This window comes from Candidatus Thioglobus autotrophicus (assembly GCF_001293165.1).
In the GTDB taxonomy this organism is placed as follows: domain Bacteria; phylum Pseudomonadota; class Gammaproteobacteria; order PS1; family Pseudothioglobaceae; genus Thioglobus_A; species Thioglobus_A autotrophicus.
On record NZ_CP010552.1, the window covers coordinates 1,459,158 to 1,481,145 of the forward strand.

Sequence of the window (21,988 nt, forward strand, 5' to 3'; positions counted from 1 at the left end):
AGCAGAACTATCAATTTTATTAACCTTTAGCTTAAAAAGGCCTTTTGGTAGATTTTTAAATAAGCACGATCACACTGTTAATCATTTATATTTATACAAAAACCCCTTAATAAGTGGATAAAATAAAACCTATGTTAATAAATTTTACAAAAATGCACGGGCTTGGCAACGACTTTATGGTGGTTGACAATACCAGTGGCAATATAAATTTTAGGGCTGAGCAAATCACCCGCCTAGCTGATCGGCATTTTGGCGTGGGCTTCGATCAGTTACTTGTTGTGGAGTCAAGCACCTCTCCCGGCGTTGATTTTCGCTATATTATTTATAATGCAGACGGCTCTGAAGTATCTCAGTGTGGCAATGGTGCTCGTTGTTTTGCTCGTTTCGTTACTCAAAAAGGCCTAACGAATCGTAATCCTATTGTTGTAGAAACCCACTCTAGTGTTATCACTTTGCAAATTAATACAGATAAGACAGTGCGAGTGGATATGGGTAAGCCGAGCTTTGAGCTGGCCAGTATTCCATTGGTTGCACCTGAGGTTCAGCCTAGTTATGATATCGAGGGTTTTGAGATGGGCGTTTTATCGATGGGCAATCCTCATTGCGTTTTGCTCGTTAAAGATTTTTCAACAGTGAATGTTGAGCGTATTGCAACACAAGTGCAAAATAGCAAGGTCTTGCCAGACCAAGCCAATATTGGCTTTATGCAAATTATTAATCGCCATGAGATTAATTTACGCGTTTATGAGCGCGGCTCTGGTGAAACCCTAGCTTGCGGAAGTGGTGCGTGCGCTGCTGTTGTATACGGAGTTGAGCAAGGCTTATTAGATGAAAACGTTTGCGTACATCTCACTGGAGGCGATGCAAACATTGAATATCAAAAAGGTGGTGCGGTATTTTTATCCGGTCCTGCTGAATTTGTCTTTGAAGCTCAAGTGAGTCTCTAGCAGTCTACAGAAAATATTTTTTGGTCTGATTGTCTAATAGCGCTTAAACGTCCGCCCCAGATACAACCGTGATCCATTGGAAAAATATGCTCTTGCTCAACATTGGCGAGTGTAGACCAGTGGCCAAAAAAGATATCTGTGTCTTTTAATAATCGATTTTCATGCATAAACCATGCTTTGTAGCCACTAGGTGCTTGATCAAAATTTAGCTTATGGGCAAATTCTAACTGACCATTGGCCTTGCAAAAGCGCATTCGCATCAAAGCGTTAATGGTATATCGACATTGCTCAAGTTCGCTCAAATTAGCATGCCAAGTATCTGGTTGATTGTGGTACATTTTTGTTAAAAAATCGCCTAAATTTTCACTTTGTAAATGTTTTTGAACTAAAGATGATCGCTCTAATACAGTCTTCTTATCCCAATTTGGCGGAATACCTGCATGAACCATTAGGGCGTCATTCTCATTAATAACAAGCGGCTGTTGGGCTAAAAATTCTAACAAATGTTTAGCATTTTTTGCACCCAGGACATCTGTAAAAGTATCCTTATTATTAGCCTTAACTTTACCAAAGGCACAAGCTAATAAATGAAAATCATGATTGCCTAAAACCATAGAAGTGTTGTCAGTATGAGCTTTAATAAAGGCTAGAGTTTCTAAAGACTTATTGCCGCGATTAACAACATCGCCTAGAAAAAAAATTCGATCCTTGTCTAAGGAGAAGTTAACTTTTTTTAACAAGTGTTGTAGTGAATCGTAACAACCTTGAACATCGCCAATTAGGTAGTTAGCCATTAATGTAGAGTGTAAGGCTCACTTAAAATAAATTCAGGAATTTCTGCCTCGAAACGCTCTCCTTCATCGCTTACCATACCATAAGCACCTTTCATGGTTCCTGTGGCGGTTTTGATCACTGAGCCTGATGAATATTGATAAGACTCTCCAGGCATTAAATGAGGCTGTTGACCGATTACACCCTCACCAATCACATCTTCAACATGACCTGTTTCATCTTGAATGCGCCAATGTCGAGTAAGTAGCTGGGCGCCAACTAAACCTTGATTGACAATGGTAATGGTATAGGCAAATGTATACTGATTAACAGCAGCACTTGACTGCTCTTCAATAAAGCTTACTTGAACGTCAATTTTGATCTTGTTTTTCATAATCTTGAGTTAAGGTGATAAAGGCATTAATATCAAGCATTTCAGCACGCTGAGAAAGGTCAATGCTGGTCTGTTCTTGGGTTATTAATGATTTTAAACAATTTCTAAGTGTTTTTCTACGATGAGCGAAAGCTGCTTTTACAACTTTTTCAAATAGCTTGATATTATCCACCTTGCAAGTTTTAAGAGGGGTTAAGTAAACAATGGCGGAGTCCACTTTTGGCGCTGGATCAAATGATTCTGGCGGTACAACAAAAATTAACTCCACCTCAAAAAATGCTTGCATCATCACACTTAAGCGCCCGTAAATCTTAGAGCCATGAGTGGCTGACATTCTTTCTACTACTTCTTTTTGCAGCATGAAGGTCATGTCAATAACCTTGTCTCGATGCTCCAGCAGATGAAACAAAATAGGTGAGGAGATGTTGTAAGGTAGATTGCCCACCACTCTAATCGGTGGGTGAAATAAATCAAGATCAAAGTTAAGCGCATCACCTTGATGAATAACCAGATTAGGCTTGTTGTAACTATTTAATATTTCGATTAAATCCCGGTCGATTTCAATCACGTTAAGTTGGTCCACTCGATCTAGCAGGGGTAGTGTCATAGCGCCTTGTCCAGGGCCAATTTCTAGTAAATTGTCCTCTCGCTTAGGCGCAATGGTGGCAACAATTTGATCAATAATTTTCTGATCAGTCAAAAAGTTTTGACCAAAACGTTTGCGCGCTTTATGCTTTTTAGATGTGTCTGTGCGTTTCTCAGCCATGCTTTTTATCAATAAAATCTTGTGCATATTCTAACGCAGTATTCAAACTTCCTAGGCTAATATTGCCACTACCCGCTAATGATAAAGCCGTGCCATGATCAACCGAGGTACGAATAAACGGCAAGCCCAGGGTGATATTGACCGCCTTCTTAAAGCCCAATGTTTTAAGCACTGGTAAACCTTGATCATGATACATACTAAGCACACAATCAACCCCTTTAAGCGCGTCAACGGTAAAAGCAGTATCGGCAGGCACGCTGCCCACTAGGTTAAAACCCTGTTGATTAAGTTGTCGAATAAGTGGGTTAATAATTTCAATCTCTTCCATACCTAGACAACCATCTTCACCCGCATGAGGGTTAAGTCCGCAAACAACAATTCGTGGATTGCTAATACCGTAACCTTCTAATGATTGATGAATAATGCGAATGGTCTTTTCTAAAGAGGCTGGTTTAATATTTTGAGCAACCTGAGAAAGAGGTAGGTGGGTTGTTGCAAGCGCGACACGCAAGCCTTTGGTGGCTAACATCATCACTGTTTGATCTGTATTTGATAATGAGGCCAGATATTCTGTATGCCCAGTAAAAGTAGGGTCAATAGTATTAATAATACCTTTGTGAATAGGGCCTGTAACCAGCGCTTCGCATTGATTTGTTAGGCAAAAGTCAGTCGCCTTATCCAAAGTGTTAAGTACATATTGAGCGTTCCCAGCATTTAAAGCGCCAACCTCAACCGAGCCATTTGCTTTAATAGGGTAAACACATAGCTGGCTTTTGCCTAAAATTTTGTCAGACTCAACAATTTTGAGTGGTAAATTTAGTATTTTTGCACGTTTTAATAAAATGTCAGGATCTGAAAAAACCAATAGATTTTTGACTGGTTTTTTTTGGGCATGAATAATAGCCAAGTCTGGCCCAATTCCACCAGGTTCTCCTGGGGTGAATGCAATCGTCATTTATAACATAAATTAGTGAAATTAATAACTTATATTATAGTGTTAATATATAAGAAAAATTTTATATACTGGAATATTTTTCTATCTATATAAAATAATTAAAAATCAATTAGTTATGATAATTTAAAAGAGTTTCTTAGTTATTTAAATTAAATAATAAACACAAGCAAAATGATTCCTATAAAATTCGGATTAATAATAATAATATTCATACTAAAAAACAGGTTAACTATGCGCTTCACAATTACACCTTTAGTCACATCAGTTTTACTCATATTTTCACTACCTTCGCACGCTCAAATTATTAATCAAAATGCCAGTAGTTTTGATTCGGTTTACAACATTCAAACAGTTAGCGGCATGTCGTTAGATAAAAGAGCGCTTTTAGGTGGTGCGGTAGTTTCTTCATCTCAGGTTAATTTATCTGCACAAGTATCTGGCGATGTGTTGAATGTTAACGGCCGTGAAGGCGATATGTTTTCAAAAGGCTCAACCATCGTAATTCTAGAGCAAGAGTCTATTCAAGCGCAGCGTGATTCTGCCTATGCTGAAATCGCCTCGGCTAATGAAGCTTTGAGAAATGCAGGCGTTCAATATTCTCAATCTATTGTTTCTCCTAATAGTGGCGGTATGCTAGGTGGTGTACCAGGTATGTTTTCTATGTTTACCGATCCAATGTTAAAAATGAGTGGACAAGGCAATCCTGAATTTGATAAATTTGCCAATAGAACCTCGAGATACACTACTTATCAGCAAGCTAAAAACAAATTAACTCAAGCAGAAAACAACCTAAAACAAATTGAGTCGCGTCTAAAAGATGCGAATGTTAGTGCGCCATTTGACGGTGTTATTGTTGCTAAATCGATTAATGAAGGTGATGTGGTTCAACCGGGTCAAACCTTGCTAAAATTTGCCAATATTAAAGAGCTTCAGGTGGAGGTTAACATTCCATCAAGATTGGTCAGAAGCTTAAAGCTTAATAAAAACTATCGAGTAAAACTAGATATTGCCAATATTGTTGTTGATGCTAAATTAGCACAAATCTACCCAATTGCTGATAATGCCAAACACAGTGTCAAGGTTAAACTTGATTTGCCTGCCAACGTTCCAGTCTTGCCCGGCGCTTATGCTGAAGTTGAAATTTTCGAGACAGATTCGGGTGTGTTAACCCCTGTAGTGCCAGAAGTAGCCATTATGTGGCGCTCATCATTACCAAGTGTTTTTGTTATTAATCCACTCACTAATAAAACCGAACTGCGCTTTATTCGCTTAGGTGAACAAGTGGGCAAAGACAAGAAAAGTATTTTATCAGGTTTGAAAATTGGCGAAAAGATCGTCGCCAATCCAAATATTCTAATGGTTTCAGGAATGAGTATTTAATTTAACACTTATGTCAAACAACAATACAAACAATAACGATGAGATAGATTTAGGTATTGCTGGAAAGCTAACCAAAGCCTTTATTACCTCTCCACTATCAATCATTATCTTTTTCGCCATGTTGGGTGCGGGTATTATTGGTCTGATTTCGACACCTCGACAAGAAGATCCGCAAATTTCAGTTCCTTTAATTGATCTATTTGTTGAATACCCGGGCGCCTCTTCAGAAGAGGTTTCTAATATTGTCGTAAAGCCACTAGAGCGCCTAATGTCACAAATTTTAGGTGCTAAACACGTCTACTCGGTGAGTGACAAAGGACAAGGTATTATCACGGTTGAGTTTGATGTCGGTCAAGACATGAACGCATCAATTATCAAGGTTCGCGACAAAATGCTGGCCAACCTTGACTTTATGCCACCTGGGGCAAGAAAGCCACTTATCAAGCCTAAAGAAATTGATGACGTGCCCATTATTAATCTAACCCTATGGTCTAAATCGTTAGATGATGGACAACTACGCTCACTGGGTTTGGAGCTGATTCAACAATTAGAAAAAGTAAAAGATACGAATAACGGCTTTATTGTCGGTGGTCGTAAGGAAATTTTTCATATTGATGCTTACCCAGGTCGCTTAGCCGGCTACGGTGTTTCCATTCAACAAATAGCAGGTACTGTTGGTAATGCCAATGTTCGCGAGCATACGGGAAATATTGAGCTAAATGGCTACAACATGGAAGTTTACTCAGGTGACTTCTTTACCAAGGTTGAAGATATTGAAAACTTAGTGGTCGCTATTAACGATGGAAAGCCTATCTATATTAGAGATGTTGCTGATGTTTATTATGCGCCAGAAGACACTGAGCATATGGTCAGCTATTACACAGGAAAGGCCAATAAAACTGGACAAAAAGCAACTGGTGAGCAAGCAGTAACCATTGCCATTGCCAAGAAATTTGGCTCGAATGGTGTTGCTGTTGCTGAAAACATTTTAGCCAAAGTGGAAGAGTTAAAAGGGCGATTGATTCCCGATAACGTGGAAGTAGTCGTTACTCGAAATTATGGTAAATCTGCAAAGGATAAGGTTAATGCCTTAATTAAGAAGTTGTTTATTGCAACTGGCGCGGTCACTGTGTTAGTTTGGTTTGCACTAGGTGTTCGTCCAGCTATCGTCGTGACTTTGGTTATTCCAGTGGTGTTATTAATGACAATTTTCTCCGCTTGGATCCTGGGTATGACCATCGACCGAGTTAGTTTATTTGCGCTTATTTTCTCTATTGGTATCTTGGTAGATGACGCTATTGTGGTCACTGAAAATATTTATAGACGCTGGCTAATTGATAATAAAATTACCATTGGCACAGCGATTGATGCAGTGCGTGAAGTGGGTAATCCTACGATTTTAGCAACCTTTACCGTTGTTGCAGCATTGGTGCCAATGGCAGCAGTGAGTGGTATGATGGGGCCTTACATGGCGCCAATTCCTGTATTAGGCTCAGTAGCAATGATGTTCTCATTATTTGCCGCCTTTGTATTTACGCCATACTTCATTATGAAGTTTGTTCCACCTTTAAATGTCTTGCATAAGATGCATGAAAAGGAGGAAAAAGAAGCCAAAGTCATGTACGCTTTTTATCATTCAACCATTTCTAAATTGTTCAATAAAGCCACTTACGGCTGGAGCTTTTTATTGGGGCTGGTGGTTACATTCTTTTTAGCCATGTCGATGTTTTACACAACAGCCGTCCCCGTTAAAATGCTACCACTCGACAATAAATCAGAATTTGGTGTGGTGCTAGATATGCCAGATGGTACTTCTTTATCGGATACTGCTTCAACGTTGCACTTGATGGCTCAAGAGCTTCGTAGTGTGCCTGAGGTTATTGATATTCAAGCTTATTCAGGAACAGCCAAACCTTTTGATTTTAATGGCTTGGTTAGGCACTCGTATTTACGCCAATCTTCATCTGTTGGCGAACTTCAAATCCAACTGGCAGAAAAAGCAGATCGTTCGCGCTCTAGCCATGAAATCGCCCTTGAAGCTCGCGGACTATTAAAAGCAATAGCAGAAAGAGCTGGTGCAGATTACGCTGTGGTTGAAATGCCACCCGGCCCGCCAGTTCTTAGACCGGTAGTAGCTGAAGTTTATGGTCCAGACAAAGAGACGCGTCGAAAACTGGCTAACGATCTAACAGAATTATTTATTGAATCTGGCACTATGGCGGATATTGATAACTTAATACGTGACGAATACCCAGTGATTGATTTTCAAGTGGATACAGCTAAAGCGTCAAGATTTGGTGTTAGTGTTATGACTATTAAAGAAACACTAGCTATGGCTATGAGTAGTTTTAATGTCGGTACGATTCGTTTGAAAAATGCCTTAGAGCCTTCGCGTATTTGTTTGCAAGTTCCTCTAACAAAACGCTCTCAGCTTTCTTATTTAACACAACTTCCTGTGCCGTCTCAGCATGGTAGCATGATTCCTATCTCTGAGTTGGGATCGTTTAGTTATAAAAAACAAGATGATCTTATTTACCATAAAGATTTGTCAGACGTTGAGTATGTATTAGGTGAGCCTATTGGTCGCTTAAGTGCGCCAATTTACGCTATGTTTGCAGTTGATGATTTACTACTTAAATATCAGACATTAGACGGTACACAGCTCCAAGGTGAATATCTAGGTCCACCAAAAAATCAAAATATTCCGGGTTTTGAATGGGCTGGCGAATGGACGGTAACCTTCGAAACATTCCGTGACATGGGTATGGCGTTTGGCGTTGCCTTAGTGGTAATCTACATGCTGGTTGTCTGGCAGTTTGGTAACTTTATTATTCCAGCGGTTATCATGGCGCCAATCCCCTTAACACTTTTAGGTATTGTGCCTGGACATTGGTTATTAGGTGCGGAGTTTACCGCAACCTCTATGATTGGCTGGATTGCTCTAGCTGGTATTATTGTACGTAATTCTATTCTTTTGGTTGATTTCACTGTGCAAGAATACGCCAAAGGTACGCCGTTTTTTGATGCTGTTATTAATTCATGTGCATCAAGAACTAGACCAATCATGATTACTGCATTTGCATTAGTGGGCGGTTCAAGTGTTATCTTGTCAGATCCTATTTTCCAGGGAATGGCTATTTCACTGTTGTTTGGCGTGCTAGTTTCAACCATCCTAACACTGATTGTAATTCCACTAGGAACTTTGTCAGCTGGCGAAGAGTCTTGTCGAAATATTGCAGTGAACATGGGCTTGTTGCCAGGAGATGCGGATTCAGACGCCAAGTACAATGTCCATAAAGAGGAAAAGTCTAAAAGTAGTCGAAAGACTACTGATCCTAAAAATTGGATTAAGACTGCGTTAGCCAAAAAATCCAAGAAGTCAGATGCTGCCAAAGGGTCTGAGGATGAAAAGATTGATACTAACGGTTTGCTTAAAAAAGAAGATAAAAACGACTTGTAATCAATCAACTAGACTTGTTTAAGCGCAAGTCTTACATACAAAAATACCGACGTAAGTCGGTATTTTTTTTGTCATTTAAATAGGGTTTGGTTAGCGAATGGTTTCGCCTGCTGCTTGCAAATCTGCATGATAGGAAGAGCGCACCATAGGCCCACTGGCAACCTGTGAAAAGCCAAGCTCGGTAGCAATAACTTTATACTTTTCAAATTGGTCGGGATGAATATACGCTTCGACAGCTAAATGATGTTTGCTGGGCTGTAGGTATTGACCTAACGTTAGCATATCAACCTGATGTGCACGTAAATCTTTGAGCACGTCAATGACTTGTTTTTCACTCTCACCAACGCCGAGCATTAGCCCTGATTTGGTGGTCACGTTAGGGTGTTGCTGCTTAAAGGCTTTTAATAATTCAAGCGAGCACTCATAACTTGCGCCAGGACGGACTTTTGGATACAAACTTGGCACTGTCTCAAGATTATGATTAAACACGTCAGGAGGGCAAGATTCAAACACTTCTAGCGCTTTATCCACTCGTCCTCTAAAGTCTGGTGTTAATATTTCAATCTTAACATTGGGTGTACACTTTCTAACTGCATCAATACATTGTTTAAAATGAGTCGCACCGCCATCACGCAGATCATCGCGATCAACTGAAGTGATAACCACATATTTAAGCTGCATTTTCTCAATGGTCTCAGCTAAATGCTCAGGTTCGTCAGTATCAAGTGCTTTAGGTTTGCCGTGTGCAACATCACAAAAAGGGCATCGGCGTGTGCAAATCTGGCCCATAATCATAAAGGTTGCAGTACCGTGGTTAAAGCATTCGCCCAAATTTGGACATTGCGCCTCTTCGCAAACCGTAAACAATCGCTGGTCTCTTAATGTATTTTTCAGTTGCTCTACTTTCGAGCCTCCCGGATGCTTAATGCGAATCCAGCTAGGCTTACGTAGAGCAGGGCGCTGTGAATCAGGTTTAATTCTTAAGCGCGATACTTTGGATTCACCCTTAAGGTGTTTGATATCAATGTCTTGTTTTAAGGCGGTATTATTGGGCACGAGTAATATGATGAATGAGCAGCTGGGTCAGCTGCTTAGCAACCTTGGAAAAATTAATCTTATTATCCGCTAAGTCTTGCATTTGTGTTACTTTCAATCCTTGATATCCACAAGGGTTAATTTGAGAGAATAATGCCAGGTCCATATCTATATTCAAACTTAAACCATGATAGGTTTTACCGTGTTTAACTTTGAGTCCTAGAGCTGCAATTTTGGCATGATTTACATAAACGCCAGGTGCGCCTTCTTCTAAGTGCGCTTGAATTTGATACAAGTCTAGCAACTCAATAATAGCAGACTCAATAATAGCGACCATTTTTTTAACCCCAATTCCTAAGCGCTTTAAATCAATCAAACAATAGATTACCAGTTGCCCAGGGCCATGATAGGTAATTTGCCCGCCGCGATCAGTTTTAACAATAGGCATGCTCTCAATGTTTAGCTCATGCTCTGGTTTGCCTGCAATTCCTTGGGTAAAAACACCGGGGTGCTCTACAATCCATAATTCATCTTCAGTGTCTGTGGCGCGAGCATTAGTAAAGTCTTTCATGGCCTGCCAAGTGGGTAAATACGCTTGGACGCCTAGTTCAACTATTTTCATCTCAGTTTATAAAACGTAGGCTACCAATTCGCAATCTTGCAATTCCTGATTCATTGCGTCTAGTTGCACTCGACTGGTGGCAATAATTTTAAGTGTAATGGAGACATAGCCGCCCTTAGAGCTGCTTTTAGAGCTAATATTATTAGGATGAATCTTATCCGCATGGCGCTCGACAATCGTACGCACAGTTAGGTGTAATTCGTCACAAGTTTTACCAAAAACTTTAACAGAATAATCGCAAGGAAAATTCCATAATTCTTCAGAGCTTAAATTAGGTGTAGTCATATTAAGGGATTTTATCTTCTATTACGGTAGAATATGGCCAGTTTTCATTTTTTCAAGTTATTATGCGTCCAGAGCAAGTTAGCAAAATCCTTACCCAAGAGTTTGAATCCGTCTTTGATGGTCACCACACGCCTGTTATGTTGTGGGGTGCGCCCGGTATCGGCAAGTCTCAAATCATCGCCCAAGTTGCACAAACGCACGAGGTTGAGATTATTGATATTCGCTTATCACAAATGGAACCCAGCGATCTTCGCGGCATTCCTTTTAAAAATGATAAGCTGGTAGATTGGTCTATTCCATCACTACTGCCAGACGAAAAACGTCATGGCAAGCAAGGAATTTTGTTTTTAGATGAAATCACCTCTGCACCACCAACCGTATCTGCCGCTGCTTATCAGCTGATTTTAGACAGGCGTTTGGGCGATTATAAAGTACCCGATGGCTGGGTTATTTTTGCAGCGGGTAATCGCCAAGGCGATCGCGGTGTTACCTATTCCATGCCTGCACCATTAGCCAATCGATTTTCTCATTATGAGCTAGACGTTAATCTAGATGATTGGGCGGCTTGGGCTTATAAAAATAAGATTGATGAGCGTATTATTGGCTTCTTGCGCTATCGTCCTGAGCATTTGTTTGAATTTGATCCTGCACACAATCCGGTGGCTTTTCCTTCGCCAAGAACTTGGGAGTTTGTACACCGCGCGCTCAAAAAATTCGACCAAGATTTGGCTTTATTTAGACAAGCAGCTAGCGCCTGTGTGGGAGAAGTGGCTGGTGTAGAAATTACCACTTTTGTGGAGCATATGGCAGATCTACCAAATTTAGATGCTATTATCCAAGGTGAGCAAGTCAGCATACCCAAAGAGCTAGATCTTCAATACGCGATTTGTGCTGCCTTAGCAGGACGAGCAATCGCCGCAAAAGATAGTGATCAAGCACAGCAAATCTGGGGAAATATCCTTAATTTTGCACGTGATTTTCCACAAAAAGAGCTGGGCGTTATGCTAGTATCCGATATGCAAAGAGCCATTGGCGGTGATATTTTTGCAGTGCCTGAGTTTGCCAATTGGGCGGGTAAAATAGCAGAGACTCTATTTGACTAAAAACCTACATGATTAATTTAAATCAACACCAGGAATACACAACCAAACCTATACTACGACTAGGGTTTAGGCCTTTTTTCTTTGCCTCTGGCGTTATTGCTGTTATTTCCATGCTCATGTGGATGATATTCTATCCAGCACTTATCCTTGTTAACAATGCCAATCCAATTGATTGGCATGCGCACGAGATGATTTTTGCCTACGGATCAGCAGTTACTATTGGTTTTTTACTAACTGCTAGTAAAAACTGGACAGGCGTACAAACTCTTTACAAAAAACCTTTGTTAGCTTTAACCTTATTATGGCTTGGTGGACGCTTTTTGCCTTTTGTTGCGCATGATTTTTTAATTTACCAAGCGGTGATTGATAGTAGCTTTTTAGTACTATCAACACTGGCTATTGCTTGGCCTATTATTAAGGCTAAAAACTGGAACAATGTCAGTATTGTGGCAAAGCTAGTCCTATTGAGTGCAGCGCATATTTTGTTTTATTTAGGTCTATTAGGTGTTGTTTCTCAAGGAGTCTATCTAGGTATTTATCTAGGGTTTTATTTGATTATCAGCTTGTTGTTTATGATGTCAAGACGCTTGCTGCCGTTTTTTATCGAGCGTGGATTAGGCTTAAACACTGAATTAAAAAATTCAAAATTTCTAGACTTGGCTTCATTGTTTTTGTTTTTAGCCTTTATAGTGTTTGAGCTTTTCTTTCAAACTATTGCATCCACGATATTAGCCGGATTGTTGTTTATCGTTCACAGCATTAGGCTGGTTAATTGGCATCACCATGGTTTATGGAAAAAGCCACTGCTTTGGAGTATTTATCTAGCCTACGGCTTACTAACTCTAGGCTTTGGACTGCATGCAGTATCTTACTTTGTAAGCATGATGCCCAATATTAGCACGCATAGTTTTGCTTTTGGTTTTGCTTTAATGACGCTGAGTATGATGGCTCGTGTATCGCTAGGACATACAGGGCGTAATGTATTTCAACCACCTAAGCAAATCAACCTCATGTTTATTTTGCTAACGCTGGCATTTATTACTCGTGTCGTCCTAGTTTCAATATTTCCTGAATATTACACCAACCTTATTTTTATCTCTCAATTGTTGTGGATTTTATCTTTCTCTGGGTTTGTTATTATTTACACACCCATGTTTTTTCAAGCGCGTCTTGATGGGCAGTTTGGCTGATGAAAGTTGCTGGCGAATTACTCATTTTAACGCGAGAGCATCACAGTGCATTGTCGCTAGCCAACAAGTGTCTCAATGCAGTTAAGGCAAATAATGAGGTGGAAATTCAAACCTTGTGCGCAAAAATATCGCAAAATTTCAAAATGGACTATTCTGAGCATTTTGACACCGAAGAATCCACTATTTTTACCTTTTTAAGCGAAAAATCAGACGATTTAGCACAATTATGCGCCCAATTAACCCTAGAGCACCAGCAATTGTACAAAATTTCATCAGAATTGGCTAATCAGCCAGAATCTTTAGAAAAATTTGGCAAATTATTAAAATCACATGCTAGATTAGAAAACAGAGAATTATTCCCAAATATTGACTTACTCTCTGCGCCACAGCGCCGACAAATTCTTAACTCTAGCGCTAAACACGGCTCTGCCACAATTTATGAGTGATTCTGGCTATCCTTATTGGCGTAGTGATAAGCTGAAATCTACGCCTGAGCCAAAGGTAGAAGTGATTGGCGAAGATGTTATCTTTGAAAACAATATTGATGATATTGATTTAGAAATGGTTGAAGCAAAGCTTACCAAAGCGCGTACACAGCTTATCTTAGATAAACCTTTTTTGGGAAATTTGGTTCTGCGTTTGCCGTTAAAGGCAGCTGGGTCTTGGTGTAAAACCAGTGCCACAGATGCCAAAAGTTTTTACTACAATCCTAGTTTTATCGACAAACTTAACAACCATCAAACAAAATTTGTACTCATTCATGAGGCGCTTCATTGTGCGCTAACGCACTTCTCTCGACGTGGCAATCGCGACAAACACAAATGGGATTTGGCTTGTGATTTTGCCATTAATCCTTTACTGGTTAAAGAAGGGTTTCGCCCGCCTTTAGATGTGCCCATCTTTAGCAAATATGAAAGCATGATTGCCGAAGAGATTTATCCGATGATTGATGACAGTATTGATACCGAACCCATGGATCAGCACTTGTACGATGATGATCCAAAGGATGATGCTGACGAGTCAGATGGCGGTATGCGCGAAGATAGTCTTGAAGGTGAAAAAGACAACACATCTGGCAAGGGGCAAGATAACAAACCATCATCAGCCAATGCAAATTCTGAGGGTTTGGCTAAGCAACCACCACCACTAACGCCTGATGAAATGCAAACACTCAGTGGGCAATGGCAAAAAAATCTAGCCTCGTCAGCACAACTCGCACAACAAGCGGGCAAACTAGAGGGTGAATTTGCCAAATTGATTGATTTTTTCTTGCAGCCTCAACTCTCTTGGCAATCACTTTTGGCGCAATATATGTCTACACTTGCCCGCGATGATTTTTCATACGCGAGAGCCTCAAGAAGAAGTGGTGACGCAATTTTGCCATCGCTTAGGTCGAGTCAAATAGATGTCAGTGTTGCTATTGATACCTCTGGATCAATCTCTCAAGAAGAAATCAACGAATTTGTCTCTGAAATTAATGCTATTAAAAGCAATATGCGCGCCTCGATAACACTTATTGCTTGTGATGAAAAGCTCGATTCAAAACTAATTTGGCGTTTTGAAGCTTGGGATGAATTGCAATTTCCCGTTTCGTTGGGCGGCGGTAAAGGGACTAATTTTAACCCTGTATTTGACTATATAGAGCAACAGGATGCCCATCCTAGTGTTCTTGTTTATTTCACCGATGCCAAAGGAAAATTTCCAGAATTTGAACCTAGCTATCCAGTAATGTGGCTGGTTAAAGGCAAAGAGCCAATTCCTTGGGGATCTAGGATTCAACTTAATTAATATGCAAGATTTAACGCCTAAAGCCTTAGAAGAATATTTAGAGCTTAATAAGCCTTTGTTACTCGATGTTAGAGAGCAGTGGGAGTGGGATAAATGTCATTTTGATACAGCAAGGCTGTTGCCAATGGGGCAAATTATGGACAATATCGATAGCCTTGATAAAGCAGCAGAAATAGTGATTATTTGTCACCACGGTATTCGCTCTATGCAAGTAGCACGCTATTTTGAATCGATTGGCTTTGAGCGCGTTATTAATCTAAAAGGTGGTATTGACGCCTGGGCTAAAACCATAGATAGCTCGATGGCCTTATACTAAGCGCTGTCTAGATGCCTCAAATAAGCTAATACCCGTTGCCACGGAGACATTCAAACTCTCAACATTACCTTGCATTGGAATAAGGGCTAATTGGTCACAGGATTGTTTAGTGAGTTGTCTTAAGCCTTTGCCTTCAGTGCCCATAATTAAAGCTGTTGGTGTGGTTAGGTCAATCTGATAGATCGAAGTATCGGTAGAGCCGTCAAGACCCACCACCCAAATATTTTCTTGCTGCAGTGCCTTAATGGTTCTAGCTAGGTTGGTTACTTGGAAAATTTTGAGTTGATTCAATGCGCCCGCAGAGGTTTTATGGACGAGTGCGTTAATTGGCGCAGAGCCGTCTTTATTAATCACCACACAATCCACGCCAGCAGCATTTGCACTACGCAGACAAGCACCAAGATTTCTTGGGTCTTGAATAGAGTCTAGGATTAAAATCAAAGGCGGCGTCTCTAATCGAGAGACAAAGCCAATTAATTCATCTTGATTGGGTAGAGTGGGTAGTAAAATTTCAGCCACCACCCCTTGATGGGTTTGATTTTTACTAAGCTTATCAAGCTGTTGCTTGGTTGATTTATGCGTTTGAATACCGAGCTGATGGAGTTGAGAGGTGATTTGATTTACACGCTTATCGTTGCGATTATCCAGAGTTAATACTTTAACAAAGCCTTCTGGCGTCGAATCAAGTTGTGCCTGAATAGCGTGAAAACCAAAAATAACAATTGTTTTAGACATAAGTAAATAGCTTAAAGTTTGTGATCAAAAATTTCAATATAAGCATCTTTTCTAAGTTTTTTAGTCCAGTTGCGAAAATATAAACCTTTCTTTTGGCGCATTAAAGCGGCTTTAACAGTCTTTAAATGTCTATCAATTTGACGTTTGTCAATAACTTTGACCAATCTCCAACCGCCTCCTACTTTAAAAGGTTTTGACAGCTCCTGAAGCTCGAGAGATTTTACTACTTGAATGAAATCTTTAGGTAGACGCTCTTGCACCAGCCAGCCTGATTCACCACCATCCTTGTAAGAAGGGTCTTGAGAATGTAGTTTTGCCAATGCAGTAAAAGATTTTCCTTGCTGAATCTGAGTAGATAAATCTATTAACAAGGCTTGGATCAAGTCATCCTGAGATTGCAATAATGAGTCAGTTTGATCGATCGAGCTAATAGCAATTTGAGCAATGCGTATCTGCACTTCTAGCTGATCACTACCGGGCGGGTTGTTGGCCAAAGCTTGGTCAATTTCCGCTTGGCTAATAGAGAATTTAGCCTTGCTGCTAATCAATTCTTTTAAGCCATTCAAAGATAGTTTTTGTTGAATACTATCCATAATATCCCCAAATTCTGGTCTTTTTTGCAGTTGTTCAAGGGTTAAAGCATTTTGCTTGGCAACCTGTTTCAGCATGTTATTAATGGCAGTTTGCTTAGGCTTAACTCCTAATTGTGCCACTTTATCCATTTGCAAAAGAATATCAATTTGCTGATTAACGGCGTCTAATTTGTTTTTGACCAGATCTTGGCCACTGAGCGCATCTTGAGTGATTAAATGATCGTTCACAATGGCGATAATACTATTAGGTGCGGCACTAACGCTGAGTGAAATAATCAGCGCTAATAAGGGAAGTTTATTCATATTAAAAATCATCCAGATTGGCTAGGTAATTTGGCACTTCATCTTCAAGGCGTTTATACAAGCTTGGTGAAGTAGAGGCAAGCCCTTTAAGCACTAGCTCAAAGTTAGTGACATAGTCGTAACCAGTGCCACCCATGTGCTTTTTAAAATGCGCTAGACGCAATGCCCAGCAACAAGACTCGTAAGCAATACCGGTAGTTTCTTTACTCGTGGTCCAGGCGCTGGTTGCTTGGTTTTGCGATCTATTAATACCTGCAAAAACATGCACTTTCTGGGTTAATGGATAGGCACCATACAACTCAATTGATTTAGGATCGCTGTTAGCTCTGTCATAATGGTGTGCTAAAGTTAGGAATTTTCTTGGGTTAAGAATATAGCTTGCCGAACTATCGCGTTTGTCGATTTTGTTGGTTTCTGGGTCGTACTGCAGGGCGTTGTTAAAGCTAAAATCACTTAAACTCATATCAGCTGATAAAGCGATATCTGAGTATTTTCTTCGACTTACCAATACACCCGAGCTATCCATATCCGTGTCATCAAGGTGGCGTGTTTGTGCTGCTTTTAAACTTAAATAAGTATCGCCTGTTTCCTCATCTATAAAATCAGACTCAAGACCTAAAGTGAAGTTGTTGGCATTGCTGATTCTATCAATACCGGTAAATTTCTGCCCTGAAAATAAACCCTCGTAAGAGTCATTTTTATCGGCAGAGTCAAAGCTTGGCAGGGCACTTTGATCTTTTTTAGGGGTGTGGTTATAGGCCAGTCTTGGGGTTAGGGTTTGAACAAGATCTGTACCAAACAAACTAGTTTCTCTCTCTAAGAAAAGTTTTGAATCTAGGCCAAAACTATAGATAGATCTATTCTCATCCGTAGCATTATCCAGTGCATAATCTGTACTAGAAAGACTGAGTTTTGGCGTTAAAGAGTAGGCATTGGTTGTGATTGGGCGAGAGAGGTTTGCTTGTGCATGAGTACGAAGCCCTGTATCAGTTGATGTTTGATGTTGAAACTTAGCACTCACTAAAGATAAATCTATCTGGCGATTATCCATACCTGTAAATGTTTTAGAGATTGAAATCTCTGGTGCGCGTGTGTAAGCAGCCGTACCACTATTAACCAATTGCTCATTTTCAGCAAATAAAGCGATGTTTAAATTTTGATCTTTATCTGCATAAACCAGGTCAACATGGGAATATAAGGCGGTAGCACTAGTATTGTTATGTGCAATTTCTTCAAAATATTTAGTATCAGAAACACGATTGGCAGTTAAGCTAAGCTCGGTTTTTTCATTAATCGATAAATCAATACTTGAATTTAACAACCAACGTGCATTGTTGGTAATATCGTCTTCATTAAGATACTGACCCTCAAGCTCTAAACGACCTTTATCCATATAATCATTGCCAGCAATTAATTGGCGATATTTACCCTCAACAACGCTACCACGACTGGAAAGCTGATTTAAAGTTAATAAAAAATCACGATCTGGGGCGATATTAAAGTAATAAGGGATTCTAACTTGATAGTTGTTATCTTCATTCGCAGTAGACTCATCATAGCTACCAAAGGCTGGCGCTAAAAAGCCCGAGCCTCGACCTTCTAAAACCCACTCATGATGTGGCGAATAAAACACCGGGACACCTAAAAACTCAACCACAACATCACTTGCAACACCGCGATTGGTTTTTGAATTCAGTGTGATTTGATCAGCTTTCATTTGCCAATCCGTGTTGCCCAGCGGACACAAAGAATAGCTAACTTCATCAAAAACCTGTTGCGTGCCATCATTTTTCACTTGTTGCGCCTGACCATTTATCTTGGCGTCTGGATAGTGAAATTGAACTTGATTAAGTGTTGTATAAATAGTGTCATCTTGTTTTTTAACAACAGCCTTGTCACCCACAAACATCAACTCATCATCTTGAAACTTAACCTGACCTTTAGCAGTTGAAGTTTTGCTAGATTTTTTAATCTGAATTTCATCGGCACTTAAGTAGTAGGCGCTTGAATTAAGCGATACATTGCCTGTTAATAGATAGGTATCGCCCTTGGTAATTTCACTACGATCGGCAATCGCATCTAGGTTTTCGTCGTTTGATAAGGTCTGTTTTGGAAAAAGTAGGCGGCCATCCGCACAGTTTAACGCATAACCTTGTGCGCTGACCAAGCCGGAGAATAGGGCGAATGAACAAAAAGCAAGTGACTTTTTCATGATGGTTCTATATTTTTAAAAATTCATTTATTTTAACACCAACTAAATAGCAAATAGCCTGCATATATTAGTTACATAGACATGACTTTATTTGGGTAAAATAACTCAGGTTTTTAACAATAATGGAAGCATTTAAATGGCTTGGAATGATAACAACAATAATCAAAACCCTTGGGGTGGCAACAACCAAACACCACCAGAGTTAGATGAAGTAATTAAAGAATTTAAAAATAAATTTAATGGATTATTTGGTTCGAACAAATCAACTAACTCATCAGCAACACCAACACCCCCGCAAGGCAGTGTGAAATTTATCGTCATTATTGCTGCACTGGTTTGGATGTTATCAGGCATCTATATTATTGATCCTGCTGAGAAAGGTGTTGTTTTACGTTTTGGCGCCTTCCAAGAGGAAACCTCTCAAGGTCCTCACTGGCACTTACCATTCCCTATTGAAACTTTAAGCAGGGTTAATGTAGAACAAATCAGAACTTCTGAAATCGGCTATCGTAATGTCGTTAAAGGCGGTCGTAATTTCGGTGGCAACGTTTCTTCTGAATCACTTATGTTGACTAAAGATGAAAACATGATTGACGCTAAGTTTGCGGTTCAATACAAAATCAATGATGTGCAGGCTTACTTATTTAATGTTGCTAGTCCAGATACAACACTACGTCAAGTGTCTGAAAGTGCCATTCGTCAGGTGGTTGGCCAAAACACGATGGATTACATCTTGACTGAAGGTCGAGTAAGTATCGCTGATGACATTAAAGAAAGATCTCAAGAATTGCTAGATTTATACAAGACAGGCTTGCAAATTACCACGGTTAACATGCAAGACGCTCAACCCCCTGAGCAGGTTCAAGCAGCTTTTTCTGATGCAGTAAAAGCGCGTGAAGACAAGCAGCGTTTAATCAATGAAGCGCAAACCTATGCGAATGATATTTTGCCAAAATCTCGTGGTCTTGCTGCTCGTCTCTTGGAAGAATCTAAAGCTTATAAGTCTGAAGTAACCTCTAAGTCTGAAGGTGAAGCATCTCGATTTAAGCAAATTCTAGCAGAATACGAGAAAGCGCCAGCTGTTACCAAAGAGCGTCTTTATCGTGAAACTATGGAAGGCGTGCTAGCAGCGACTAGCAAAGTTGTGGTTGATTCAAAAGCCAACTCAATGATGTACTTACCGATTGATAAATTAATTAGCACTAAGCAAACTAGCACTCAAACCACCCCTCAAACTACTCAAGAGCAAGCCGAGGCAGCCAATGATGCTAGAAATATTTTCCGTAACAGAGGAGTAAGATAATGAAAAAGCTAGGATTAATTATCATTGCAGCGGTATTTTTTGTACTAAGTTCGGCGCTTTATACGGTTAACGAAACTCAAACCGCTATCAAACTACGTTTAGGTGAAATTGTCAGTGTTGAAAAAGAGCCTGGACTTAAATTAAAAATGCCATTTGTTAACAATGTGGTGAAATTTGACGACCGAGTACAAACACTCGATGCACCATCTGAGCGTTTTTTAACTGGTGAAAAGAAAAATGTGATTGTAGATTCGTATGTTAAATGGCGAATTAACGATGCAGAGCAATTTTACAAGTCAACAGGCGGTAATTTAGCGCGTACCGATAATCGTCTTGCGCAGATTATCAAAACAGGTCTTAAGAGTGAATTCTCAAAGCGTACGATTGCTGATGTAGTTTCTGGTGAGCGTGGTGAAATTATGTCCAATATTGTTAAACTTGCTAAAAAAGATATCAGTGAATTTGGCATTGAGATTGTTGATGTACGTATTAAGCGTATCGATCTATCGCAAGAGGTATCAAACTCGGTCTATCGTCGAATGCAAGCAGAGCGTCAACGTGTTGCGAAAGAATTTAGATCTAAGGGTGCTGAAGAAGCGGAAATTATTCGCGCAGCAGCGGACAAAGAAAGAACTATTATCTTAGCAAATGCCTACCGTGATTCAGAGATGATACGAGGTGAGGGTGATGCAATTTCAGCAGGAAACTATGCACAAGCCTACAATGAAAATGTAGATTTTTACTCATTCTATCGCTCACTAGAATCTTATAAGAAATCATTTTCTGGTCAAAATGACATTATGGTATTAAATCCAAATACTGAATTCTTCCGTCACTTTAACCCTGAGGTTAAATAAACACCATATGAAGACTTGGCAGCTACCCGAAGGTATTGACGAATTAAGCGGCAATCAGGCGCTTAATTTTGAAATGCTTCGACGTCAACTAATAGACCTTTACACTGATAAAGGCTTTGGCTTAGTCATCCCGCCAATGGTGGAACATGTGGATTCACTCTTGTTAACCAGTGATTCGGTTAACGAAAAAACCTTTAAATTTTTAGATCCTGTTAGTGGCAAAATGCTCGGTGTACATGCAGATATTACGCCGCAAATTGCGCGTATTGACGCTCGACGTGCGAGTAATAATATTGAAAAATATTGCTATATTAATTCAATTTTGCAAACTCGTGCTGATGACTTCTACGATTCACGATCCCCGATTCAGGCGGGTGCGGAGTTGTATGGTTCTAATGATATTTCAGCAGATGTTGAAGTCATTGAGCTTATGCTAGATAGTTTAAAGATTTTATCAATTGAGTCTGTTGTTATTAGCCTTGGAAACGTGGCAATTTTTGATGCATTGATCGCACAAGAAAACCTAGACTCAGATCAAACAACTGAACTGCGTCATATCTTTGCACATCGTTCATCCCCAGATCTGGTTACTTTTACCCAGCAACACTCGCTTGTTAATACAGCCTTGTTCGAGGCCTTGATTAAACTAGAAGGTGAGCGCGTCGTACTTGATCAGGCGATAGCACTTTTTGCAGACTTTCCTGATGCGTTAAAAGCCATTCAAGACTTACAAGCTATTGATCAGGCACTTAAGGGTAAAAATATACAAGTAAGCTATGATTTGGCTGAGTTGCAAACCTATGAGTATCATACGGGTATTGTCTTTTCAGCCTATAATCAAAACTACTCTAAAGCCTTAGCTCAAGGCGGGCGCTATAATGGTATTGGCGAGTCATTTGGGCAGTCACGAGCAGCCACAGGATTTTCGTTTGATTTGAAATTTTTATCTCAATCAAGTTAAGCTTTATTAAAA

Annotated in this window: 21 protein-coding genes; 11 read left to right on the forward strand and 10 right to left on the reverse strand. The window is 39.9% G+C overall.

Features of this window, described 5'->3' with window-relative positions; all coding sequences use genetic code 11:
- Positions 1-131 precede the first annotated feature (131 nt).
- The gene (dapF, locus tag SP60_RS07925; RefSeq protein ID WP_053952115.1) at positions 132-947 is read left to right on the forward strand and encodes a diaminopimelate epimerase; all 816 of its coding nucleotides are present in this window, start codon (positions 132-134) and stop codon (positions 945-947) included.
- Here the strand turns inward: dapF and SP60_RS07930 are convergent.
- Genes SP60_RS07930 through pdxA form a run of 4 tightly spaced genes read right to left on the reverse strand, consistent with a single transcriptional unit; the run spans position 944 to position 3,833 of the window.
- The gene (locus SP60_RS07930) at positions 944-1,741 is read right to left on the reverse strand and encodes a symmetrical bis(5'-nucleosyl)-tetraphosphatase (protein WP_053952116.1); all 798 of its coding nucleotides are present in this window, start codon (positions 1,739-1,741) and stop codon (positions 944-946) included. The genes dapF and SP60_RS07930 overlap by 4 nt on opposite strands.
- The gene (gene apaG / locus SP60_RS07935; RefSeq protein ID WP_053952117.1) at positions 1,741-2,112 is read right to left on the reverse strand and encodes a Co2+/Mg2+ efflux facilitator ApaG/CorD; all 372 of its coding nucleotides are present in this window, start codon (positions 2,110-2,112) and stop codon (positions 1,741-1,743) included. The genes SP60_RS07930 and apaG overlap by 1 nt, the downstream gene beginning before the upstream one ends.
- Positions 2,090-2,878, reverse strand: coding sequence for a 16S rRNA (adenine(1518)-N(6)/adenine(1519)-N(6))-dimethyltransferase RsmA (gene rsmA / locus SP60_RS07940; RefSeq protein WP_053952254.1), 789 nt, complete (start codon positions 2,876-2,878; stop codon positions 2,090-2,092). The genes apaG and rsmA overlap by 23 nt, the downstream gene beginning before the upstream one ends.
- Positions 2,871-3,833 carry a 4-hydroxythreonine-4-phosphate dehydrogenase PdxA gene (pdxA, locus tag SP60_RS07945; protein WP_053952118.1) on the reverse strand — a complete coding sequence of 321 codons (963 nt, stop codon included), beginning with the start codon at positions 3,831-3,833 and terminating at the stop codon, positions 2,871-2,873. Before pdxA ends, rsmA begins: the two co-directional genes overlap by 8 nt.
- 231 nt (positions 3,834-4,064) lie before the next feature.
- Here pdxA and SP60_RS07950 point away from each other — a divergent pair, with 231 nt between their 5' ends.
- Together SP60_RS07950 and SP60_RS07955 are read left to right on the forward strand one after the other, a co-directional pair.
- The gene (locus tag SP60_RS07950) at positions 4,065-5,213 is read left to right on the forward strand and encodes an efflux RND transporter periplasmic adaptor subunit (protein WP_053952119.1); all 1,149 of its coding nucleotides are present in this window, start codon (positions 4,065-4,067) and stop codon (positions 5,211-5,213) included.
- 10 nt (positions 5,214-5,223) lie between these two features.
- Positions 5,224-8,673, forward strand: coding sequence for an efflux RND transporter permease subunit (locus SP60_RS07955; RefSeq protein ID WP_053952120.1), 3,450 nt, complete (start codon positions 5,224-5,226; stop codon positions 8,671-8,673).
- A 90-nt stretch (positions 8,674-8,763) separates the two neighbouring features.
- On the opposite strand, the gene lipA is transcribed toward SP60_RS07955, so the two are convergent.
- Genes lipA through SP60_RS07970 form a run of 3 tightly spaced genes read right to left on the reverse strand, consistent with a single transcriptional unit; the run spans position 8,764 to position 10,615 of the window.
- Complete coding sequence (gene lipA, locus SP60_RS07960) at positions 8,764-9,729, reverse strand: lipoyl synthase (protein WP_053952121.1); 966 nt, start codon at positions 9,727-9,729, stop codon at positions 8,764-8,766.
- A complete protein-coding gene (lipB, locus tag SP60_RS07965; protein WP_053952122.1) occupies positions 9,719-10,330 on the reverse strand; it encodes a lipoyl(octanoyl) transferase LipB in 612 nt (203 codons plus the stop codon). Before lipB ends, lipA begins: the two co-directional genes overlap by 11 nt.
- A gap of 6 nt (positions 10,331-10,336) precedes the next feature.
- Positions 10,337-10,615, reverse strand: a complete 279-nt coding sequence (locus SP60_RS07970; protein ID WP_053952123.1) for a YbeD family protein — start codon at positions 10,613-10,615, stop codon at positions 10,337-10,339.
- A 62-nt stretch (positions 10,616-10,677) separates the two neighbouring features.
- Between SP60_RS07970 and SP60_RS07975 the strand changes: the two genes are divergently transcribed.
- Genes SP60_RS07975 through SP60_RS07995 form a run of 5 tightly spaced genes read left to right on the forward strand, consistent with a single transcriptional unit; the run spans position 10,678 to position 15,012 of the window.
- A complete protein-coding gene (locus SP60_RS07975) occupies positions 10,678-11,718 on the forward strand; it encodes an AAA family ATPase (protein ID WP_053952124.1) in 1,041 nt (346 codons plus the stop codon).
- 8 nt (positions 11,719-11,726) lie between these two features.
- Complete coding sequence (locus SP60_RS07980; protein WP_053952125.1) at positions 11,727-12,908, forward strand: NnrS family protein; 1,182 nt, start codon at positions 11,727-11,729, stop codon at positions 12,906-12,908.
- On the forward strand, positions 12,908-13,354 hold the full coding sequence (locus SP60_RS07985) for a hemerythrin domain-containing protein (RefSeq protein WP_053952126.1): 447 nt from the start codon (positions 12,908-12,910) through the stop codon (positions 13,352-13,354). Before SP60_RS07980 ends, SP60_RS07985 begins: the two co-directional genes overlap by 1 nt.
- On the forward strand, positions 13,347-14,696 hold the full coding sequence (locus tag SP60_RS07990) for a vWA domain-containing protein (RefSeq protein ID WP_199401930.1): 1,350 nt from the start codon (positions 13,347-13,349) through the stop codon (positions 14,694-14,696). The genes SP60_RS07985 and SP60_RS07990 overlap by 8 nt, the downstream gene beginning before the upstream one ends.
- A 1-nt stretch (position 14,697) precedes the next feature.
- Entirely contained in the window at positions 14,698-15,012 is a 315-nt protein-coding gene (locus SP60_RS07995) for a rhodanese-like domain-containing protein (RefSeq protein ID WP_053952127.1), read from the forward strand.
- On the opposite strand, the gene rlmB is transcribed toward SP60_RS07995, so the two are convergent.
- From rlmB to SP60_RS08010, 3 genes are read right to left on the reverse strand one after another with little or no spacing between them, the layout of a single operon-like run.
- Positions 15,004-15,747: a 23S rRNA (guanosine(2251)-2'-O)-methyltransferase RlmB gene (gene rlmB / locus SP60_RS08000; RefSeq protein WP_053952128.1), complete on the reverse strand. Its 744-nt coding sequence runs from the start codon at positions 15,745-15,747 to the stop codon at positions 15,004-15,006. The genes SP60_RS07995 and rlmB overlap by 9 nt on opposite strands.
- 11 nt (positions 15,748-15,758) lie before the next feature.
- Positions 15,759-16,643 (reverse strand): peptidylprolyl isomerase, encoded by an 885-nt coding sequence (locus tag SP60_RS08005; protein WP_053952256.1) that lies wholly within the window; start codon positions 16,641-16,643, stop codon positions 15,759-15,761.
- Position 16,644: 1 nt separating this feature from the next.
- Positions 16,645-18,855, reverse strand: a complete 2,211-nt coding sequence (locus tag SP60_RS08010; RefSeq protein ID WP_053952129.1) for an LPS-assembly protein LptD — start codon at positions 18,853-18,855, stop codon at positions 16,645-16,647.
- A gap of 136 nt (positions 18,856-18,991) precedes the next feature.
- On the opposite strand from SP60_RS08010, the gene hflK reads away from it, so the two are divergent.
- The 3 genes from hflK to SP60_RS08025 are packed head-to-tail and all read left to right on the forward strand — an operon-like array spanning position 18,992 to position 21,976.
- On the forward strand, positions 18,992-20,158 hold the full coding sequence (gene hflK, locus SP60_RS08015; RefSeq protein ID WP_053952130.1) for an FtsH protease activity modulator HflK: 1,167 nt from the start codon (positions 18,992-18,994) through the stop codon (positions 20,156-20,158).
- Complete coding sequence (hflC, locus tag SP60_RS08020; protein ID WP_053952131.1) at positions 20,158-21,015, forward strand: protease modulator HflC; 858 nt, start codon at positions 20,158-20,160, stop codon at positions 21,013-21,015. The genes hflK and hflC overlap by 1 nt, the downstream gene beginning before the upstream one ends.
- A 7-nt stretch (positions 21,016-21,022) precedes the next feature.
- Complete coding sequence (locus SP60_RS08025; protein ID WP_053952132.1) at positions 21,023-21,976, forward strand: ATP phosphoribosyltransferase regulatory subunit; 954 nt, start codon at positions 21,023-21,025, stop codon at positions 21,974-21,976.
- The last annotated feature ends 12 nt before the right edge of the window (positions 21,977-21,988 follow it).

What these genes read in the sequence shown, in the direction of transcription:
- rlmB (WP_053952128.1), bottom strand. Translation starts at nt 15,747, where the DNA reads ATGTCTAAAACAATTGTTATTTTTGGTTTTCACGCTATTCAGGCACAA.
- SP60_RS07930 (WP_053952116.1), bottom strand. Translation starts at nt 1,741, where the DNA reads ATGGCTAACTACCTAATTGGCGATGTTCAAGGTTGTTACGATTCACTA.
- SP60_RS07985 (WP_053952126.1), top strand. Translation starts at nt 12,908, where the DNA reads ATGAAAGTTGCTGGCGAATTACTCATTTTAACGCGAGAGCATCACAGT.
- hflK (WP_053952130.1), top strand. Translation starts at nt 18,992, where the DNA reads ATGGCTTGGAATGATAACAACAATAATCAAAACCCTTGGGGTGGCAAC.
- SP60_RS08025 (WP_053952132.1), top strand. Translation starts at nt 21,023, where the DNA reads ATGAAGACTTGGCAGCTACCCGAAGGTATTGACGAATTAAGCGGCAAT.
- SP60_RS07970 (WP_053952123.1), bottom strand. Translation starts at nt 10,615, where the DNA reads ATGACTACACCTAATTTAAGCTCTGAAGAATTATGGAATTTTCCTTGC.
- lipB (WP_053952122.1), bottom strand. Translation starts at nt 10,330, where the DNA reads ATGAAAATAGTTGAACTAGGCGTCCAAGCGTATTTACCCACTTGGCAG.
- rsmA (WP_053952254.1), bottom strand. Translation starts at nt 2,878, where the DNA reads ATGGCTGAGAAACGCACAGACACATCTAAAAAGCATAAAGCGCGCAAA.
- hflC (WP_053952131.1), top strand. Translation starts at nt 20,158, where the DNA reads ATGAAAAAGCTAGGATTAATTATCATTGCAGCGGTATTTTTTGTACTA.
- dapF (WP_053952115.1), top strand. Translation starts at nt 132, where the DNA reads ATGTTAATAAATTTTACAAAAATGCACGGGCTTGGCAACGACTTTATG.
- SP60_RS07975 (WP_053952124.1), top strand. Translation starts at nt 10,678, where the DNA reads ATGCGTCCAGAGCAAGTTAGCAAAATCCTTACCCAAGAGTTTGAATCC.
- SP60_RS07955 (WP_053952120.1), top strand. Translation starts at nt 5,224, where the DNA reads ATGTCAAACAACAATACAAACAATAACGATGAGATAGATTTAGGTATT.
- SP60_RS07980 (WP_053952125.1), top strand. Translation starts at nt 11,727, where the DNA reads ATGATTAATTTAAATCAACACCAGGAATACACAACCAAACCTATACTA.
- apaG (WP_053952117.1), bottom strand. Translation starts at nt 2,112, where the DNA reads ATGAAAAACAAGATCAAAATTGACGTTCAAGTAAGCTTTATTGAAGAG.
- pdxA (WP_053952118.1), bottom strand. Translation starts at nt 3,833, where the DNA reads ATGACGATTGCATTCACCCCAGGAGAACCTGGTGGAATTGGGCCAGAC.
- SP60_RS08010 (WP_053952129.1), bottom strand. Translation starts at nt 18,855, where the DNA reads ATGAAAAAGTCACTTGCTTTTTGTTCATTCGCCCTATTCTCCGGCTTG.
- SP60_RS08005 (WP_053952256.1), bottom strand. Translation starts at nt 16,643, where the DNA reads ATGAATAAACTTCCCTTATTAGCGCTGATTATTTCACTCAGCGTTAGT.
- SP60_RS07950 (WP_053952119.1), top strand. Translation starts at nt 4,065, where the DNA reads ATGCGCTTCACAATTACACCTTTAGTCACATCAGTTTTACTCATATTT.
- SP60_RS07990 (WP_199401930.1), top strand. Translation starts at nt 13,347, where the DNA reads ATGAGTGATTCTGGCTATCCTTATTGGCGTAGTGATAAGCTGAAATCT.
- SP60_RS07995 (WP_053952127.1), top strand. Translation starts at nt 14,698, where the DNA reads ATGCAAGATTTAACGCCTAAAGCCTTAGAAGAATATTTAGAGCTTAAT.